Raw genomic sequence first — 19,986 nt, 5'->3', positions numbered from 1 at the left:
ATTTTTCTATGAACAAATTATTTTCCTTCTTTATAACAGCAGCCCTTATAAGTGGCTGCGCGGGAACCAGGCAGATAAGAAGTGTTACCGCGAGCTTAAAAGACATGTATAAAAATGACTTTTTGATAGGCGCAGCAGTAAGCTGGCAACAGGTTGAAGGGAAAGATCCTGCTGCCTTCAACCTGATTTCCCGGCAGTTTAATACGATTACACCCGAAAATATTATGAAGGAGGAAGAGTTAAGACCTGCATGGGGAGAATATGATTTCTCCAGGGCTGACAGATTTATAGATTTTGCAAAAGCACACCATCTCCAGGTAAACGGTCATACGCTGATATGGCATAGCCAGATGCCCGCATTTGCCCGGAGTATAGAAAGCGTTGATTCTTTTCGTACATTTTTTACCGATCATATAAGGAAAGTGGCAGGCCGTTACAGCGGTAAAGTACAATCCTGGGATGTAGTAAACGAAGCACTAAATGAAGACGGTACCCTGCGAAAATCCCCCTTTTTAAATAAGCTTGGTGATAATTATATAGCGGATGCTTTTAAATTGACAAATGAGGTTTCTCCTGGTACCGATTTATATTATAATGATTATAATAATGAACAGCCTGAAAAACGCGCAGGTTGCATCGCCCTTATAAAGAAAATCCAGCAGGCGGGCGTCAGAATAGACGGTGTAGGTATACAGGGCCATTGGCATGTTGGTAAAGTTCCTTTTAAGGAGATCGAAGAAAGTATATTAGAGTATGCGGCCTTGGGCATAAAAGTGGCTATTACTGAACTGGATATTGAAGTGCTGCCCCGCAATTTTACAGGTGCCGAAGTCAGCCAGCAGATGAAAACGGAAACCAATTCCAATCCCTATGTGAAGGAGCTGCCCGAAACTGTACAAAAGCAAATAGCGGATGATTACGGGCGACTTTTTAAATTATTGCTCAAGCATAAAGATAAAATAGCACGCGTTACCTTTTGGGGCGTGCATGATGGGCAAAGCTGGCTGAATGACTGGCCCATACCCGGCAGAACCAATTACCCGCTTTTGTTTGACAGGAACGGTAAGCCCAAACCCGCATTTTATAGCGTAATAGCAGCAAGTAAAAGATAATATTTATACAATGAGTACAAATGCTCCTGCGCAGGTAAAGAAACTTTCAATAATTGAAAAGGCCGGCTACAGCCTGGGTGATCTTGCTGCGAACCTGGTATTTCAGACATTAGTCACCTACCTGGCTTTTTTTTACACCGATATATACGGGCTTAAACCTGAAGATGCATCCGTAATTACACTTGTAGTAGGATTGGTTGCCGGTTTTATCTTTAACCCGGTTATCGGTGCTATAGCAGACAGGACGCGGTCGAAATGGGGCAAATTTCGCCCCTGGATTTTATTTACTGCCATTCCACTGGGTATATGTGCTTTGTTAGCGTTCAGCACCCCGGATTTTTCTTATAAAGGAAAAATGATCTATGCAGCAGCGACCTATTCTTTGTTATTGCTTTTATATGCTGCCAATAATTTGCCCTATTCTGCCCTGAGTGGTGTAATTACCGGCAACATGAGCGAAAGAAACAGCATCTCTTCCTACCGGTTTGTAGCGGTAATGTTCGCCCAGTTTTTTGTGCAGGTGTTCATGCTTCCGATCATTTTAGCGGTAGGGAAGGGAGATAAAGCTGCGGGGATTGAAACGGTAATGACCTGGCTGGCCATCATCGGTACTGTATTGCTGCTGATTACCTTTTTCACTACCAGGGAGCGGGTTATTCCTACAGCGGAACAGGAGTCTGGCCTGAAAGAAGATTTAAAAGACCTGTTCAAAAACAGACCCTGGATCATTATGCTGCTGGTGACCACACTTGTTTTTATTACTTTGGCGGTAAAGGGAGGCTCCTATGTATATTATTTCAATAACTATGTGGACAAAGAGCGCCTTGAGCTTTTTATTTCGCCTATTACCGATTTTTTTAACCTCATTGGTATGAATTTTTTTGGAGAAGATCCGAGATCTGCCGGCTTTGGGTTATTTAATGCAGGGGGGATTATCATGATGATTATCGGTATCACGGTTTCTAAAAAGCTGGCGGATAAGTATGGGAAACGGGATGTATTCCTCACTTCACTATTCCTTTCAACATTATTCATACTTTTCTTTATTTTCTATCCGCCTAAGTCTGTTGGATTGATGTTTTTTTCCCAGATCCTGCATGGCTTTTTTTATGGGATCAGCACTCCGCTTTTATGGGCCATGATTGCTGATGTGGCGGATTATTCGGAATGGAAAAATAACCGCAGGGCCACTGCCATAATTTTCTCAGCGATGATGGTCGGGCTGAAAGTAGGGCTAAGTGTTGGCAGTGCATTGGTAGCCTCTATTATCGGGCATTACGGATATATTTCTGTGGAAGGGAAACAGCAGGTAGTACAGCCCGCTACGGTTGCCACAGGTGCCAGAATGCTGGTGAGTATATTTCCGTCCATCCCGTTTTTCCTTGCCTGCGGATTATTGTTTTTTTATACTATTGATAAGAAAATGGAAGGACAGATAGAATCAGATCTGAAGCAAAAACGTTCTTTTTAATATTGAGTAATAAACAGTCGAAATTATTATAACTATGCCGGAAGAAAGCATTGAGCATTTGAATTTTGATGAGCTAAACAGTAAAGCCATCTCAGAACCGCTGGTAACGCATATTTACACTGCCGATCCGTCGGCGCACCTGTTCAATGGGAAGATATATATTTATCCTTCACATGATATAGATGCCGGGGATGCATTCGATGACCTGGGCAGCCATTTTGCCATGGAGGATTACCACGTGATCTCTATGGATACCCCCGCATCCGAAGCGGTTGATAACGGTATTGCGCTGCACGTAAACAATGTGCCCTGGGCCGAAAAACAGTTGTGGGCGCCCGATGCACAGGAAAAAGACGGAAAATACTACTTGTTTTTCCCGGCAAAGGGCTATGACGGTATTTTTAAAATTGGTGTTGCCATAAGCGATGTGCCAACCGGGCCGTTTAAGCCACAGGCAGAAGCCATAAAGGGCAGCTTTTCGATCGATCCCGCTGTTTTTAAAGAGGAGGATGGAAGCTACTATATGTACTTCGGCGGTATATGGGGCGGGCAGCTGCAACGCTGGCGCAGCGGCAGTTTTAACGCTGCGGATCCGGAAAGTCCGTTTGCCCATTTGCCGGCTGATGACCAGCCGGCCCTGTGTGCAAAAATTGCAAAGCTAACTGACGACCTGCTGGAGTTTGCCGAACCGGCCAGGGATGTGGTCATACTTGATGAACAGGGGCAGCCTTTATTACAGGGCGACACCGAAAGAAGGTTTTTCGAAGCAAGCTGGCTCCATAAACACAATGGCAGGTACTATTTTTCCTATTCAACGGGTGATACGCATTTTATTTGTTATGCCATTGGCGACAATCCTTATGGACCTTTCACCTATTCCGGCAGAATATTAAATCCCGTAGTGGGATGGACCTCGCATCATTCCGTTTGTAAATTTTCCGGCGAATGGTATCTGTTCTATCATGACAGCAGTCTGAGTAAAGGTATTACGCATTTACGCAGCATTAAAATGGTCCGGTTAATACACGATGAAAACGGATTTATAAAGACAATTCATCCCTATAATGATTTGAACGTGCTGGCCTGATATGGAATTGTCGATCGCCTGAATAGTAACTGATGGATTCAATTTTCAATATACTAATATGAAAGTTTTTATGACCCGGTCATTTTTATTTTTTGTTTTTTACTTTTTGTTGCTGCAGGCCAACAGCCAGCTAAAGGATCTAAATGGCAGTAGTCCCCGCAAACGCATCAGCATTAATGATGGCTGGCGGTTTATGCGGTTTGAAAAAGCTTCCGATACATTGATATATGATGAAAGGCCGGAAATCTTCGATCGCAATGATAATAAAGTGGCCGATACCAGAGCCTCGGAATCTGGTTATGTGGCTACGTCACAAAGAGCTTTAAAAAAGTGGATATTGCCTGCTGCCAACGATTTTATCAAAGATCCTGCAAAGCATCACAAAAGACCAGCTGGTTATCCGGGCAGGGATTTTTCTTTTGTACAAAATAACTATGATGATAAAAGCTGGCAGCCTGTAAACCTGCCACATGACTGGGCCATTACCGGGCCTTTTTATAAAGGGGACCCGGTAATAGTAGGTGGAGGTATGGGGCGGTTGCCCATACAGGGCGTTGCCTGGTACAGGAGAAAAATTACCCTTGATAAGGGCGATGTTGGTAAGGTTATATATTTGGATATTGATGGGGCGATGAGTTATGCGATGGTATGGTGCAATGGGATCCTTGTTGGTGGCTGGCCCTATGGTTATAATTCTTTCCGGCTTGATCTTACCCCATATCTGAAACCTGGAAAAGATAATCAGCTGGCAATCAGATTAGATAATCCTGCCAACTCTTCGCGCTGGTATCCCGGTGCCGGCTTATACAGGAATGTATGGATCACCAAAACAGATCCCGTACATGTAGCGCAATGGGGGACATTTATCAAAACACGGGAAGTCTCTTCTTCGTCCGCGATTATAGATCTGTCGGTACAGATCAGGAATGCTTCCACCAAAACACAGCATGTGCAGGCGGTAACAGAAATTTTTTTATTGGATACATTGTTAGAAAATACGGGTAAGAAGGTGGCCGTTTTTGCCCGTGCCGCTGCTAATATTGATGCGGGTGGTAAGGGCACTATTGAAGCTTCGGTTACAATCGATAACCCGTTGCTCTGGGGCCCTTCTCCGCAGCAGAAGCCCAATATGTACGTGGCTGTTACCAGGTTGTATGTAAACGGGAAGCCGTCAGATGCGTATAAAACCCCGTTCGGTATCAGGGATATAAAATTTGACCCGGTAAAAGGTGTTTATGTAAATGGCTCGCCTGTGCGCATAAGGGGCGTTAATCAGCATCATGACCTGGGTGCTTTGGGTGCGGCCTTCAATGTAAGGGCAGCCGAAAGGCAATTGGAGATATTGCAGGAAATGGGCTGTAATGCCATACGCCTGGCGCACAACCCGCCGGCGCCGGAGTTGCTGGATCTTACAGACCGAATGGGTTTTCTGGTAATTAACGAAGTGTATGACTGCTGGGAAAAAGGTAAAACACCATTGGATTTTCATTTGATCTTCTCCGACTGGTACGAAGCAGATGCAAGGTCTTTCGTACGCCGCGATAAAAATCATCCCTCGGTAATTGCATGGAGTTTTGGTAACGAAGTAGGGGAGCAATACACAGGAGCAGAAGGCGCTGTTATAGCCCGTAAGCTGCACGACATTGTGAAAGATGAAGACCCTACAAGGCCTGCCGCTGCATCGATGAACTATGCCAAACCGGATATGCCATTTGCCCAGATGACGGACTTTATCAGTCTTAACTACCAGGGGGAGGGCATAAGGGATGCGGATGCTTATGCGCATTTAAAAGGCATACGTACCTCTCCTTTATATCCGGCTTTTCATGAAAAGTTTCCGGGTAAGCTCATTGTAAGCAGTGAAACGGCTTCTGCATTAAGTACCCGGGGCACGTATGTTTTTCCTGTAACAATGAGTATAAGCGCGCCGGTAAGTGACACTTCCGGAGGGAACCCCGTCAGTCAGTTTGTAAGCGCCTATGAATTGTATACGGCTCAGTTTGGTTCCTCAGCTGATAAGGTCTTTGCGGCACAGGATCACAATCCATATGTGGCCGGTGAATTTGTATGGAGCGGCTGGGATTACCTGGGGGAACCAACACCTTATTATTCGGCGAGGAGTTCTTATTCCGGTATTATTGATCTGGCCGGCTTTAAGAAAGACCGCTTCTATCTTTATCAGTCAAGATGGAAGCCGGAATTGCCAATGGCACACATTCTGCCACATTGGACCTGGCCTGATCGTGTCGGAAAAATAACACCGGTTCATGTATTTACGTCGGGTGATGAAGCCGAATTGTTTCTGAATGGAAAATCATTAGGCAGAAAAAAGAAAGCAGATTATGAATATCGCCTGCGATGGGATGGTGTCGTATATAAGCCCGGGGAGCTCAAAGTAATAACGTATAAGAACGGAAAGCAATGGGCCACGGATGTGGTGAAGACAGCCGGTAAAGCGGCTCAATTGCAGTTAAAAGCTGACCGGAGTAACATTAAGGATGATGGGAACGATCTTTCATTTATTACGGTTACTGTACTGGATGATCAGGGCAACAGCGTGCCCTATGCAGACAATACCATTCAGTTCGAAGTGTCGGGGCCTGGTGAAGTGGTAGCAACGGATAACGGCGATCCTTCAGATTTAGTGGCGTTCCCTTCAAAGAAAAGAAAGGCATTGAGTGGCTGTGCCCTGGTGATCGTAAAAGGAGTCAATAAAAAAGGCATTCTTACCGTTAAAGCTATTTCAGAAGGCCTGCAACCCGCGTCTTTGTTAATACAGTTGCGGTAGCGGAAGTGCAATTGCACAAAGATGCTGTTTGAAAAGGCGACGAATCAGACGGAATTGCGGCATCGGAGCTTCGGGTGAATAACATTAATACAATGTTTATTAACCGGCTTTCTGAAGTTTACAGACCAAAGATTGCCGATAAGATCCGGGCAGCTTTAATAATACAAAGTCCGGTGGGGATAATTTCCCGGTCTATCAGTATTATATTATATTCGCTTTCTGAGCAAAGTATGAAACTATAAACCTGAATATGAAAAATAAAGGATTTGTATTTATTCTCTTCCCGTTTTTATTATTATCGATTTCTTTTTGTGGCCGGAAACCCGATAAAAAACCGGCGCAGGAAATTTTATTGAAACTAACAAAGGATTTTAATCGCCAGGCCCAGTTAAACAGCAAGAACGAACAAAGAATCAAAGCGCTCAAGTCAGCATATACGCAGAAAATAAGGGCGATCGATACGATTGAGAAGTGGACGGGCCTGCTTACACTATTGGATTTAGATGAGGTGGAATCGTATCCTAAAGATACTGTTATGATGCGGATCGGTATTCAGAATACTTTCGATTCAGGATATCAGGATTTTTTCTCATTTGTAGATTGGGAGCCGATCCCAAAGAACGGCGCCGTTTATAAAAAATTAAGTAAACTGAAAAAAGGGACGGATGTGGTTTTCAGTGGCAAGCCAATTTTGGTAGAGCATACGAATGCCGGAACACCTGGTTATGAATTTAATGCCTTCTATATCCGAACGGAAATTTCAGCTATTGAAACTTACTAAGTGGCGTTATAAGATTTAGTGCTGCCTCTAAGGCTTTTCCCGTTTTCTTCTCAACGGACGTGAATAGTTCAGCAGAAAATAGTTTTTCATTATTTTTTTAGCGACCTTACACCCGCTGCCCCATGTAGTTTTTTCTTAGTTTACTTTTTGAAAAATGTATTGTTTTATCACCGCGTAATACGAGAAGTATTCCCCCTTTTTTATTTTTTCAATTACCGCAGGATAATTCAAGATCAAAAACCCTTTTTCATCAATTCCAAATTGTGAAACTCCTGCACCTGCCTTTATCAGCTTATACGCCATTATAAACCGTTTGTTTTCTATGACATATTTTGCTGACATTACCTTCTTGAATTTAGTATGACCTGCTTCTTTTGCATATATGGTAAAATTATTGTTTGTGAAAACAGCAAAAGCTTCGTCTTTACTTTTTTCTGCCAGGAGAACATCGTCGAGCCGGTAGTATGTTTTTGTGGGAAGATATACTGAATCATTATATCTTACGGAGCGGAAGCTAACCATTCTCCAGGTCCCGATTAGTTTTTGTACATCATTCACTATTGTAAGGGTATCGAGTTGTGCATGAGGTATAATTGAATTTGGTGTTATCGTTGTGATAATGCCTTTGTCATTATGACTTAGCGCTGCCTGTGTTTTACGAAGCGCCGGTGTCAGAAAGCTGTAAAAGCGATCAAAATCGTGATCCCAGTCAGGATAAATAAGTCTTGGTCTGGAAATTTTATAGTCAAGACTAAAGGTCAAGGTCGTGTCTTTAGGAATTTGCGAAATAAGGTTAAAGTCTGTATTCTGGGATAAGGCATCAATAGCAGGGAGGCTAAATGCCGTTGATATAAACACCGATAAGAAGATTTTTTTCATATTGCAGTTTTTCTGTTTGAGCTCATGAAATGAGCGGTTGAATAATCGTGTAAAGCCCGTCTCAAAGCGTATCTCGGATTTTCTGTTGAAATTATACAATAAATTAATGCAAACCAGGTATATCCGTTTATCTGGCAGGGAAGCCGTTAATTATTCAAGAGGCAGCCCTTTCCGCATTTTTTCCCGTTCTTTTTTCCATTCCTCTTTCGGATATCCTTCCCGTGTGCTTTTTTCTATCGCGCGCGTGGCATAAGCAATCGCGTCGTTTTTCCTTCCTGTTTTGTAAAGAAAAAGCGCATAAAGGTGCAGGATATTGTAATGCGGGTACAGGTCCAGCGCTTTTTTGGTCCAGGCCAGGGAATGCTCCAGGTACCTGTTCTGCGTATCGTTACGGTAAAAATAATAGGCGGTGGTGTAAAGATAATATGCAAAGGTAGACGGTATCGCATTGACGACGGTAGCGGTCTTTATATTCTTAAGTGCGTCCGGAAGGTCTGTTGTATCCGTTATATCGGTTGTTGCGGCTCCCGCCACAGGTGGAATGGAACTGGCATACCGGTCATAAAAATCAACAGCGATCGCCATAAATTTTTCCGGATTTTTTGTTTGCTGGTAATAGCTCATCATTACCACATCCCGTATATATTGCTTTCCCTGCTCGTTGTCATAGGTCTGTGCGGCAAATGCTGCAATGCTTCGGGCATGCGGTTCATCGGCATTATCAGCGGCGATCCGGGTCGATTTTTTAAAGATCTTTTTGTTGATCGCAATCCGTTCCGGAAGCGGCATATCGTACCAGGCCGTATCGAAGCGGGAGCTTTTCCGGATGGTCTGGTCGGCCACCGATCCCAGCACGGGTGCCTGTCGTGCCACAAACTGGATGGTGCGGAGGGTGTTTACAGAATCTTTAGGTATGAGATGAAGGTATTCCACCAGCAGAAGCCCGGTAGGCTGGTCCAGCCGGCTCTTTGCTATTATCAGCGCTTCCAGGTCGTCCCGGTTCCTGGTATTGCTTTTAAAATAACGCCGTTCCTTTTCTGCAAGGGTCTTCCTGCTTGCGGCGTGCTTCAGCGCTTCGTCCAGCAGGGCATCGAGGTTCGCCCCTGGTTCTTTCCGCTGCGGGTTGGAATAGACGAGCTCCTTTGTACTGTCGATAAAAAAGAGGCCCATATGCCCCGTAATATCATAGAGCTGCCGGATGTACATCCGGTCTTTGCTGTTAGCGCTGATCTTAACCGGTATGAATGCGTTTTTTATTTTTTGATAGAGTGTCTTTGAGGAGAAGGCCTTATCCAGATTGGTATTGCAGGCCTCACATTGATCCGATTCATAATACAGCAGGATCAGTTTGTTTTCCCGGGCCGCTTTTCCCAATGCCGTTGAAAAGGAAATTGACTGAAAGAGATTTTGGGCAGGGCCTGTAGTAGCTTTGCCAAGCAAAATAATAATTAGAAGAAAACGTAGTGCCGACATAGTCAAGGGTTATTGTACGAAAGAGACCGGCTGTTTTCTGTATGCTTTTACATGCCGGTTATGCTGATCAATAGCCGGTATCCAATCCGGTGATTTCTGAATGAGCCGGAGCGCAATGGCATCAAAGGCCGGATGGAAGGGATCACTTACGTACGCTTCTGCCACTTTTCCTGACTCATCTATAATAAAAGAAACAACCACTGTGGCCTGATCTGCGTTTTGCAGTTTGTACTGGGAAGGAAAATAAAGATTCTTTAGAAGGTATTTCCTCCAGGCCTCCTGACCGCCGGGGAAGCTCGCGTTCTTTTCTGGATTGGTGGTGTCCGCTTTAGCCGTTCCGTCTTCATTAAAAAATCTTTTGTCAATCAGTTTGTCGTTTTTATAATATTCTTCCGAGCTGGGCTTGCCGTTCCGGTGGTAATACTTCCATTTTCCTGTTTTTTGTTGCCCCGGTCCATACAAACCGGCGATGGAGGGACTGCCGTTGGTGAACCAGGCCACCTGTACTCCGCTGCCATCGGCCCGGAAAAAAGTGGAGTCGGTTATATAACCGTCCGGGGACCAGTTTTTACTCAGTCCCTGTTGCTTGTCTTCTTTGTAAAATGTAGAATCCGCCAGCATCCCGTTGTTGTGATACTGCAGCCACAGGCCCGTTTTTTTATTGTCATGATATGTTCCGGTACTCCGGATGATACCATTGGGATGATAATAATGAAACCTGCCATTCTTGATCTTGTTCGCTTCGTCGCTATACAGTCCGGTCATTTGCAGGTGTTTTTCCTGGATGAAATAATCCTTGCGCAGCCACCCCGAATCCGTTTTCCGGATATCGGTATAATAACGGGCTTTGGCAGGCTGGGTTTCTTTTCAGTGCAGGTCAAAATATTTTTCAACATGCTGTGCTTGCAATACTGCAGGCGTCAGGCTCAGGAGGCCGGTAATGATAAGGATGTTTTTCTTCATAAGACAATTATTGACTGCAAGATAATTAAAGCCGCGAAAAATTAAAAAAAGAAATAATATCCATGTCCGGGATACCCGGCAGGGAGCATTCTTATTGAAGCAGGATGGTGCAGGGCCTGACATTGACGGACCTACAGGCGGAAAAAAAATACGGGCAGTGTATCGCGGCAATCATAATATCCTCCATCTTTTCGGGAAAGTATCCATTTTAATGGCCTTTAAATACGATTAGATTTGCTTAGCCACTTTATTTAAACGAAATCAAATCGCCATCATGAGAAACAGTATTGCCGTGCCCTCTTGTTGCTCATTCAGGCCCCCTCTGAAATGGTTGAGCCTGTTATTATTACTGATGTACTTTCCTGCATTTTCGCAAACTTCCAGAACAATTAGCGGTGCCGTCGTCAACAGCGAAGGCCAGCCGGTTGCCAATGCTACAGTTGAGGTAAAAGGTAGCAGCCAGGCCGTGATAACGGATACTACCGGGAAGTTCCGTATCACTGTACCGGATGGAAATGCAACGCTTTCTGTGAACCATGTAAGCTATGCGCCTCAGGAAGTAGCCGTGGGTGATCGCAGTCAACTTACGATTACCCTTTTAACCGGGGATAAAAAACTGGATGAGGTCGTGGTGATCGGTTATGGCACGCAGCGAAGGACCTCGCTCACCGCAGCCGTATCTTCTGTAAAAGGAGAGGAGATCGCCGCCCTGCCGGTAGCCAACCTTGCCAATGCCCTGGGAGGGCGCGTACCCGGCGTGATCTTTAAACAGGGCAGCGGGGAGCCGGGTTATGATGGCGCGTCGATACTGATACGCGGTTTCAGCACCACCGGTAATACCGCACCGCTGGTTATTGTAGACGGGGTGCCGCGCAGTTTCCAGCAGCTGGATCCCAACAGCGTGGCCAGTTTCACCATATTAAAGGATGCGGCCGCCGTTGCACCCTACGGGGTGGCCGGTGCCAACGGGGTGATACTGGTGACCACCAAACGCGGCACCAGCGGCAAGGCACAGATGACCTATAACGGCTATTACGGCTGGCAGAATCCCACGCAATTACCGCGTATGGTGAACTCTTATGATTATGCGGTGATGCGGAATGCCGCCGCTGAAAATGAAGGCGCAGCGCCGGTTTACGGCCCCTATGCATTGCAGAAATTCAAAGATGGTTCCGATCCGGACCTGTACCCGGTCAATGATCCGCTGCATACACTTATCAATAAGAATGCACCGATGATGGGCCATAATGTGTCCATATCCGGAGGAAGTGAAAAAATAAAATACTTCGGTGCATTGGGTTATCTCACACAGGATGGTATGTGGGGCACCACCAATTTTAAACGCTATAACCTTACTTCCAATATCGACATGCAGGTGACCAATACTACCAAGATGGGCATATCGCTCAATGGCCGGGTGGAGGACCGGCAGTTCCCGGCGGTTTCCGCTTCAAGTATCTTTTACCAGCTGTACCGCACGCCGCCCGTAGCACCCGTATTGTTCAGCAATGGTCTCTGGGGGTCTTATATAGGCCGCTCTGCCTATGGCAACGTATATGAAAGCGGCTATGCCAAGGACCTGCGCCAGATCATGCTGACCCAGGTGAGCCTGGAACAGAAACTGCCGTTGAAAGGACTGACGGCAAAAGTGGTGTTCAGCTACGACTTCAACGACCCGGATGGCCGCACGGTAAAGACCTGGGCCACACCCATTCCTTATTATGCAATCACGGATACTACCACCTCGCCCTATACCATTACCAAAGTGGGGTCTGATGGTCCGCAGAAACCTTCTTTTAATGTATTCTCTTCGCAGGTGCAATCCTTTACGTATCAGGGGTACCTTACCTACAACAACAGTTTTGGCAAAAGTAATGTAGGCGCCACGCTGGTACTGGAAGCCCGCAACGCAAAGTTCACCAATGTAGGCGCACAGCGCGTGAATTATAATGTGCCCATTCCCGAGCTGAACAACGGCAGCTCCAATGCCAATGATATCTCCAACAGCGGCATGTCCAGCGAAACAAAACAACGCGGTATGATCTTCAGGGCTACTTACGCTTACGATAACAAATACCTGTTTGAAGCTTCAGGCCGGTACGACGGGCATTTTGTTTTTGCACCCGGCCAGCGTTACCAGTTGTTCCCGGCCTTCTCTGCCGGATGGCGCCTGTCGGAAGAAGGATTTATGAAAGGCATTACCTGGCTGGATAATTTAAAGATCCGTGGTTCTTATGGTGAAAGCGGTGCCCTGCCTTATATCGGCACGGAGCTGGCACCCTTCCAGTATTTAAGCGCTTACCAGCTGCTGGGCAATAATGCCGTGTTTGGTACGATCAGCACACAGGGATTACGGGAGACATCTCCTGCCAACCCTAATATCACCTGGGAAAAAGCAAAGAAGACCAATATCGGTTTTGAGCTGTCGGTGCTGAAAGGATTGTTCAGCATCGAGGCGGATTATTTTACGGAGAAACGGAACGATATACTGATCGCCAACCAGAACAAGGTACCGGCAGAATACGGGATCGGCCTGCCACAGACGAACTCCGCCGCGGTAAGCAATCATGGGTTTGATATGAGCATGGGTTCTGTTTATGCGGTCAACAAGGATCTCCGGATCGGGCTGAATGCGAATATTACCTATGCAAAAAATAAATACGTACAGATCTACGAGCTGCCGGCCACTTATGACAATCCAAACCGAAGACAGACCGGCCGGCCGATCAATACCTATTTCGGATACCATGCCCTCGGCCTGTTTCAGCAAAGCGATGATAAGAACGGCGATGGTATCATTGATCCGTCCGAATACCCCGTGGCGCAGTTCGGCACGCTGCGACCGGGCGATATACGGTATGAAGATGTAAACGGCGATAATAAGATCGACGCCAATGATCAGAAAGCCATGGGCAATACACCCACACCCCAGCTGATCTATGGCTTTTCGCCCTCGGTCACTTATAAGGGGTTTGACCTGAACGTACTGTTCCAGGGTGCCGGTGCCGGAAGTTTTTACCTGGATCAGCAGGCGGCATGGCCGTTCTACAACAGCGGCTCGGCGCTTGCAGCTTCACTCGATTACTGGACACCGGAAAACCCCGATGCACGTTATCCCCGGGTGTTGTCCGTACCCAGCCAGAACACCAGCCAGGTATCTGACTGGTGGCTGCGGAAGGTAAATTACCTGCGGCTGAAATCGGCCGAAGTAGGTTACACCCTCCCGCCGCATATCATGCAGCGTATCCGGTTGCAGAACATACGGGTATACCTTTCCGGGCAAAACCTGGTGACCTGGACAAAGGAAATGAAAGACTTTGATCCGGAAGCCAGCCAGCAGCAGGGGCAATTCTATCCCCAGCAGCGGGTGATCACTGTTGGTTTGAACGTAACTTTTTAACCTAAACCGATGCACATCATGAAATCTATTTCTTCTATAAAGCTGATATATATCCTGCCCGTTTTTATAATACTGGCGCAATCCTGTAGCGATAAGGTGCTGGACGTGGATCCCCGGGACCGGCTTACGGATGAAACCGTGTGGACCGATCCGGGATCGGCTGATCTGTTTTTAAATGACGTATACACCGGGCTGCCGGATGGCAATAACTGGTATGATCCGATTGAGAACTGGTCGGATAATTCCATCTGTGGTTTTGCCTGGCCCAATTCACGCACCACCATGCAGCAGAGCCTGCAATCGCCGGTAGTGACGGGCTTTTCAGGGGATGTCAGCAGCCTGCTCGACTGGACCTCGCTGTACACCAAGATCCGGAAATGCAATGTATTCATCAAAAATGTAACCGCCGCTGCAACATTGCCCGATGATTTTAAAAAGCCCAAACTGGCGGAAGCGCGGGTGCTACGCGCTTATTTTTATCACCTGCTGTGGATGGCCTACGGCGGTGTGCCGGTGATCACGGATGTGCTGGACGCCGAAACACAGGGAGATGCCATATTTCGTCCGAGGAATACGGCAGATGAAACCTACCAGTTCATTACAAAAGAACTGGATGAAGTGGCTGCCGATCTGCCGGCCATGCCCTCCTCCGGCAGGATGGGGAAGGGGGCTGCCTGGGTATTAAAAGGGTGGTGCGAACTGTTTGCCGGCAACTATGCCGCTGCCGTCGCCAGTAATAAAAAGATCATGGATGAGCTGGAATACCAGCTGGATCCGGATTACGCCGCACTATTCCTTACAAAAGGCGCTGAAAGTAAAGAAGCCATCCTATACCGCGAATACAATCCTCCCGGATCCGGCAAGGGCGGCCGTATCGATGGTGTGGCAGGGCCTACGTTTACAAAAGGCGGGGCAGAGACCAGCTGGGGCGGCGTGAATCCTACACAGGAGCTGGTGGATGAATATGCCATGGCCAATGGTAAGGTGATCACGGATCCGACATCCGGCTACAACCCGCAAAAGCCCTATGAGAACCGGGAGAAACGGTTTTACCAATCCATTGTATACGACGGCTCTTATTTTTATAACGATACTATCTATACCCGGAAGGGGGTGGGAAGTAAAAATGAAATAGATCTTACCGACAGGGACGATGCCGGACAAACGGGTTACTACCTGCGCAAGCGCCTTGCTTCCAACCTTGTCCTGGGTGCTGCCAGCTGGGATGGCTATACCAGTTATCAGAACTATATCCTCTTCCGCTTTGCAGAAGTATTATTGAATTATGCGGAAGCGCAGAACGAACTGGCCGGTGCGGATGCTTCTGTATACGATGCGGTTAACCGGGTAAGAACCAGATCGGGATTGTCCAACCTCCCGGCAGGGTTAAGCAAGGACCAGATGCGTACAGCCATCCGGCGGGAACGCAGGGTGGAACTGGCTTTTGAAGACAAACGTTACTGGGACCTTATCCGCTGGAAGATAGCTGAAGTGAACATCAACCGGCCGCTGCACGGCGTTTCCATTACCAAAACCGGCAGTGTGCTCAGCTATACCACCATCGCGGCAAGGGGTGGCGACCGGAAATTCTATGCTTCCAAAAATTATTTGTTCCCCATCCCCCAAACGGTGATCGATAAGAATCCCAAATTGCAGGGCCATCAGAACCCGGGGTATTAAAACAGCAGATCAGAATAAAAGCTATCTTTTTCAGCAGCGGGACTATTTTTTAAATGGGAGCAGTTTCGGATCTTGCCGCAGGCGGTTGCGTTCCGAACACGAGACGTTGCTGCCGCTGTTATAAACTATTAAAGTGTAAAAAAGAGAATGATATGAGACGGTATGTTCAGTTTATTTTTTTCCTTTCGGCCTTTTCTTTTGTGACAAAAGCCTTTGCCCAGACGGGCGGTAATAACAGGATCGACCTTTCCGGTGAATGGCAGTTCGCTGCTGATCCGCAGGACAAAGGTGTAGCAGAAAAATGGTTCAGCAGCAAGCTGAAGGATCAGGTACGGCTGCCCGGTTCCATGACCACGAATGGCAAGGGTAATGAGGTAGATCTGAATACCCCCTGGACGGGCGGCATCGCCGACTCCTCCTGGTTCAAAAAAAGTGAGTATGCACCTTACCGGGTGCCGGGCAATATAAAAATCCCCTTCTGGCTGCAGCCGGTCAAGTATTACAAAGGTGCCGCCTGGTATCAAAGAACGGTGACGATCCCCGCGTCCTGGTCGGGAAAGGAAGTGGAGCTGTTTATCGAACGCAGTCACTGGGAAACCATGGTATGGGTGGATGATAAGGAAGTGGGCATGCAAAACAGCCTGGGTACCCCGCATGTATTTTCATTGCCGGAAGTGCTGAGACCCGGCACACACCAGCTCACTATACGGGTAGATAACCGGGTAAAGGACTTTAATGTGGGCGAGAATTCGCACAGCATCTCTGATCATACGCAAAGCAACTGGAATGGAATGGTGGGCCGGCTTGAGCTGACCGCAAGGCCACGGATCTTTATCGAAGATGTACAGCTGTATCCCGATATTGGTAAGAAACAGGTAACCATAAAAGCAGTGCTGGTAAACCCCGGTGGTAAACCTGCAACGGCAACGCTGGAAGCACTGACCGGTGCGCAGGATACCAAAGCAGAAAAATTAAAACCACTGACAAAACAGCTGTCTGTTGATAAAGATACCACAAGGGTGGAGCTGGTATACCCGATGGGACAGCAACCGTTGCTGTGGGATGAGTTCCATCCCAACCTGTACACCCTGCAACTCACGTTACACACACCCTCCGGCAATGATGCACGCCAGATCAGCTTTGGCATGCGTGCTTTTACCGCAAAGGGAACACAGTTTGCCATCAACGGTCGCACCACTTTTTTACGCGGTACGCTGGAATGCGCCATTTTCCCGCTCACCGGTTATCCGCCCACGGATGTGGCCTCCTGGCTGCGCATTTTAAAAAAGGCCCGTTCTTTCGGGCTCAACCATATCCGCTTTCATTCCTGGACGCCGCCGGAGGCCGCGTTTGAAGCCGCCGATCAGCTGGGCTTTTATTTACAGGTGGAATGTTCTTCCTGGGCGAACCAGGACTCCAGGATCGGCAGCGGTGATCCCATCGATGCCTGGATCTATGACGAAAGCAACCGCGTGGTTAAACGCTATGGCAATCATCCTTCCTTTGTGATGATGCTGTACGGCAATGAACCCGGCGGTCCGAATATGAAGAACTACCTGGTCAGTTTTGTAAAATACTGGCAGCAAAAGGACAGTCGCCGCCTGTACACCACCGGTGCCGGATGGCCTGTGGTACCGGAAAGCGATTATAACAATACGCCCGACCCGCGGATACAGGGCTGGGGTCAGGGATTGAAAAGTATTATCAACGGTCAGCCACCCCGAAGCGATTACGACTGGGCTTCCATCATCTCCAAATGGAAACAGCCTACGGTAAGTCATGAAATAGGCCAGTGGTGCGTGTATCCTGATTTTAAGGAAATAAAAAAATACACCGGTGTATTGAAGGCAAAGAACTTTGAGATCTTCCGGGAAAAGCTCCAGCACAACGGTATGCTGCGGCTGGCAGACAGTTTCCTGCTGGCTTCCGGCAAGCTGCAGACGCTTTGTTACAAAGCCGATATAGAAGCCGCGCTGCGTACGCCGGGTTTTGCAGGTTTCCAGCTCCTCGACCTGCACGATTTTCCCGGTCAGGGTACGGCCCTGGTGGGCGTGCTGAGTCCCTTCTGGGAAGAAAAAGGCTATGTTACCGGCCCGGAATACAGCCGCTTTTGTAATGCGGTAGTGCCGCTGGCAAGATTCCCTAAAATGATCTACCGGAATAATGAAACCTTAAAGGTACCGGTGGAGCTGGCACAGTTCAGTTCCGGCGAATTGAAAGGCAGCTTTAAATGGACGATTGCCAACGAGGCAGGCCGTATCTTGTTTGAAGGGGATTTCAAAACCGCCGGGATTCCCGCCGGCAGCCGGGTACAGTTGGGCACCATCGAGCAATCCCTGGCATCGGTGGCCAAACCTTCGCGCCTGATCGTGACCGTAAGTGCGGGCAGCTATCAGAATGCCTGGGATATTTTTGTATATCCCGCCACATTGCCCGCAGCACCGGCTGATATACTGGTAACCCGGCAGCTGGATGCCGCAGCAGTAACGGCATTGCAGAACGGTGGTAAGGTATTGCTGAGCTTAAAGAAAGGCAGTATCACCGATGCGGCAGGAGGTAATATTGCCGTAGGTTTTTCCAGTATCTTCTGGAACACGGCCTGGACCCACAATCAGCCGCCGCACACACTGGGCATTCTCTGCGATCCGAAGCATCCGGCATTAAAGGAATTTCCCACACAGTACCACAGCAACTGGCAGTGGTGGGATGCCATGAGCCATTCCAATGCCATCATTCTCGATTCCCTCGCGAAAGGGTTACAGCCCGTAGTGCGCGTGATCGACGACTGGGTAACGGCCCGCCCGCTGGGACTGATCACGGAATGTAAGGTGGGTAAAGGAAAACTCATGATAACCGGCATCGACCTGCTGACCGATACGGCACAGCGCCCGGAGGCACAGCAACTGCTGCACAGTCTTCTGTCCTATATGAATACTCCGGCGTTTGACCCTGCAACGATGGTTGCTGCGGAAAAAGTAGCATCGTTGCTGAAGGAGCAGTAGTTTGGTTTGTGGTTATGGGGACAGGGCGGGATTTGCAGGACACGGGCCTTTCTTGCATCATACGGAGCGCAGAATGCTGCTACACCCACCTGCATCCCTTTTTCTAAAGGCCTCGGCCTGACTGGTTTTTAATACCTCCGTAATTTATTCCGGAGGCAAGGACATGCTGCGGAGCGCAGAGTGCTGCTACACCCACCTGCATCCCTTCTTTCTAAAGGCCATCGGCCTGACTGGGTTCTAATAACCCCGGAATTTATTCCGGAGGCAGGGACATGCTGCGGAGCACAGAGTGCCGTAGGCACGGCCCATAAAAGCAACAGCCGGGAGGAAGAGTAAAACCCAGCTACCTCACCTAAGCTTGCGCGCAAAGGTTTTGGCTGGGACAGGGCGGAACTTGCACGACACGGGCCTTTCTTGCATCATACGGAGCGCAGAGTGCTGCTACACCCACCTGCATCCCTTTTTCTAAAGGCCCTCGGCCTGCCTGGTTTTTTAACAACTCCGGAATTTATTCCGGAAGCAGGGACATGCTGGGGAGCACAGAGTGCCATAGGCACGGCCCATAAAAGCAACAGCCAGTTGGAAGAGTAACCCCCAGCTACCTCACCTAAGGCCTGCGCGCAAAGGTTTTTGGCTGGAGTGGGGCGGGACTTCCATGACATGCGCCTTTCTTCCATTATGCAGAGCGCCGAGTGCTGCTACACCCGCCTGCATCCCTTCTTTCTACAGGCCATTGGCCTGCCTTATTTTTTAATAACTCCGGAATTTATTCCGGAGGCGGGAACATGCTAGGGAGCACAGAGTGCCATAGGCACGCCCCATAAAAAGAGCGGCTGGCGGGCCGGCGCAGAACCGCTGTACCCCACCTCAAAGGTGGGGAGCGGCACCTAAAACCTAAACTGTTGAAGCTGATTCCTAAACCGCTGAAGCCAAAAGCTAAACTGACCCACCTAAAAAACTTCGCGTGCGAGACTTTTAGGTGGGTGGGGGATATACAAAACCTAAACTGACCAATGGAGAGAGGTGGCTACCCCCACCTGTACCGGTAGGTCTGTTTGAGAAAAAGCTTCGACAGTTTGGCAAATCGCTTTGGGATCTGAGGTAAAAGCTCCGTGCGCTTAGGTTTTAGGCACAGCGGGGTACCTGACAGGTGGGGGAAGTAGCCCGCCTGTCATAGTACAGATATAATGTGCCGGAAAGCACCGGTTTCAGGAAGCGTTATCCTGAAAAGGCCTTGCTTAAGCCGGACATATGCGATAGCCATCGGGAAGACAAGGCCGCCGGCTGGGACAACTGTTTAAATGAGGGTACTGTCTTATTGACTCCACTGTACCAATGATCCATCGGTTA

The 19,986-nt window shown here is 48.0% G+C and carries 11 protein-coding genes; 8 read left to right on the top strand and 3 right to left on the bottom strand.

The window, feature by feature from the left end:
- The first annotated feature begins 8 nt into the window (after positions 1-8).
- The 5 genes from K7B07_RS23890 to K7B07_RS23870 all read left to right on the top strand — a co-directional run bounded on the left by K7B07_RS23890 (position 9) and on the right by K7B07_RS23870 (position 7,239).
- The gene (locus tag K7B07_RS23890; protein ID WP_223713064.1) at positions 9-1,112 is read left to right on the top strand and encodes an endo-1,4-beta-xylanase; all 1,104 of its coding nucleotides are present in this window, start codon (positions 9-11) and stop codon (positions 1,110-1,112) included.
- 10 nt (positions 1,113-1,122) lie between these two features.
- Complete coding sequence (locus K7B07_RS23885) at positions 1,123-2,583, top strand: MFS transporter (RefSeq protein WP_223713063.1); 1,461 nt, start codon at positions 1,123-1,125, stop codon at positions 2,581-2,583.
- 34 nt (positions 2,584-2,617) lie between these two features.
- Positions 2,618-3,670 (top strand): glycoside hydrolase family 43 protein, encoded by a 1,053-nt coding sequence (locus K7B07_RS23880; protein WP_223713062.1) that lies wholly within the window; start codon positions 2,618-2,620, stop codon positions 3,668-3,670.
- A gap of 58 nt (positions 3,671-3,728) precedes the next feature.
- Positions 3,729-6,458: a beta-galactosidase GalB gene (gene galB / locus K7B07_RS23875; RefSeq protein ID WP_223713061.1), complete on the top strand. Its 2,730-nt coding sequence runs from the start codon at positions 3,729-3,731 to the stop codon at positions 6,456-6,458.
- Positions 6,459-6,708: 250 nt separating this feature from the next.
- Positions 6,709-7,239 carry a hypothetical protein gene (locus tag K7B07_RS23870; RefSeq protein ID WP_223713060.1) on the top strand — a complete coding sequence of 177 codons (531 nt, stop codon included), beginning with the start codon at positions 6,709-6,711 and terminating at the stop codon, positions 7,237-7,239.
- 135 nt (positions 7,240-7,374) lie between these two features.
- Here K7B07_RS23870 and K7B07_RS23865 read toward each other — a convergent pair whose 3' ends face one another.
- From K7B07_RS23865 to K7B07_RS23855, 3 genes are all read right to left on the bottom strand, one after another.
- Positions 7,375-8,118: a hypothetical protein gene (locus K7B07_RS23865; RefSeq protein WP_223713059.1), complete on the bottom strand. Its 744-nt coding sequence runs from the start codon at positions 8,116-8,118 to the stop codon at positions 7,375-7,377.
- Between the two features lie 150 nt (positions 8,119-8,268).
- The gene (locus K7B07_RS23860) at positions 8,269-9,591 is read right to left on the bottom strand and encodes a hypothetical protein (protein WP_223713058.1); all 1,323 of its coding nucleotides are present in this window, start codon (positions 9,589-9,591) and stop codon (positions 8,269-8,271) included.
- Positions 9,592-9,600: 9 nt separating this feature from the next.
- Positions 9,601-10,356 (bottom strand): energy transducer TonB, encoded by a 756-nt coding sequence (locus tag K7B07_RS23855; RefSeq protein ID WP_223713057.1) that lies wholly within the window; start codon positions 10,354-10,356, stop codon positions 9,601-9,603.
- A gap of 472 nt (positions 10,357-10,828) precedes the next feature.
- Between K7B07_RS23855 and K7B07_RS23850 the strand changes: the two genes are divergently transcribed.
- From K7B07_RS23850 to K7B07_RS23840, 3 genes are all read left to right on the top strand, one after another.
- Positions 10,829-13,954, top strand: a complete 3,126-nt coding sequence (locus tag K7B07_RS23850; RefSeq protein ID WP_223713056.1) for a SusC/RagA family TonB-linked outer membrane protein — start codon at positions 10,829-10,831, stop codon at positions 13,952-13,954.
- 18 nt (positions 13,955-13,972) lie between these two features.
- Positions 13,973-15,634: a RagB/SusD family nutrient uptake outer membrane protein gene (locus tag K7B07_RS23845; protein WP_223713055.1), complete on the top strand. Its 1,662-nt coding sequence runs from the start codon at positions 13,973-13,975 to the stop codon at positions 15,632-15,634.
- Positions 15,635-15,786: 152 nt separating this feature from the next.
- The gene (locus tag K7B07_RS23840) at positions 15,787-18,636 is read left to right on the top strand and encodes a glycoside hydrolase family 2 protein (RefSeq protein ID WP_223713054.1); all 2,850 of its coding nucleotides are present in this window, start codon (positions 15,787-15,789) and stop codon (positions 18,634-18,636) included.
- Positions 18,637-19,986: the final 1,350 nt, after the last annotated feature.

The sequence above is a fragment of the Niabella beijingensis genome, from assembly GCF_020034665.1.
Classification (GTDB): Bacteria; Bacteroidota; Bacteroidia; order Chitinophagales; family Chitinophagaceae; genus Niabella; species Niabella beijingensis.
The sequence above is the reverse complement of the archived record's forward strand: the minus strand, read 5'-3'. Positions and strand labels throughout refer to the sequence as shown.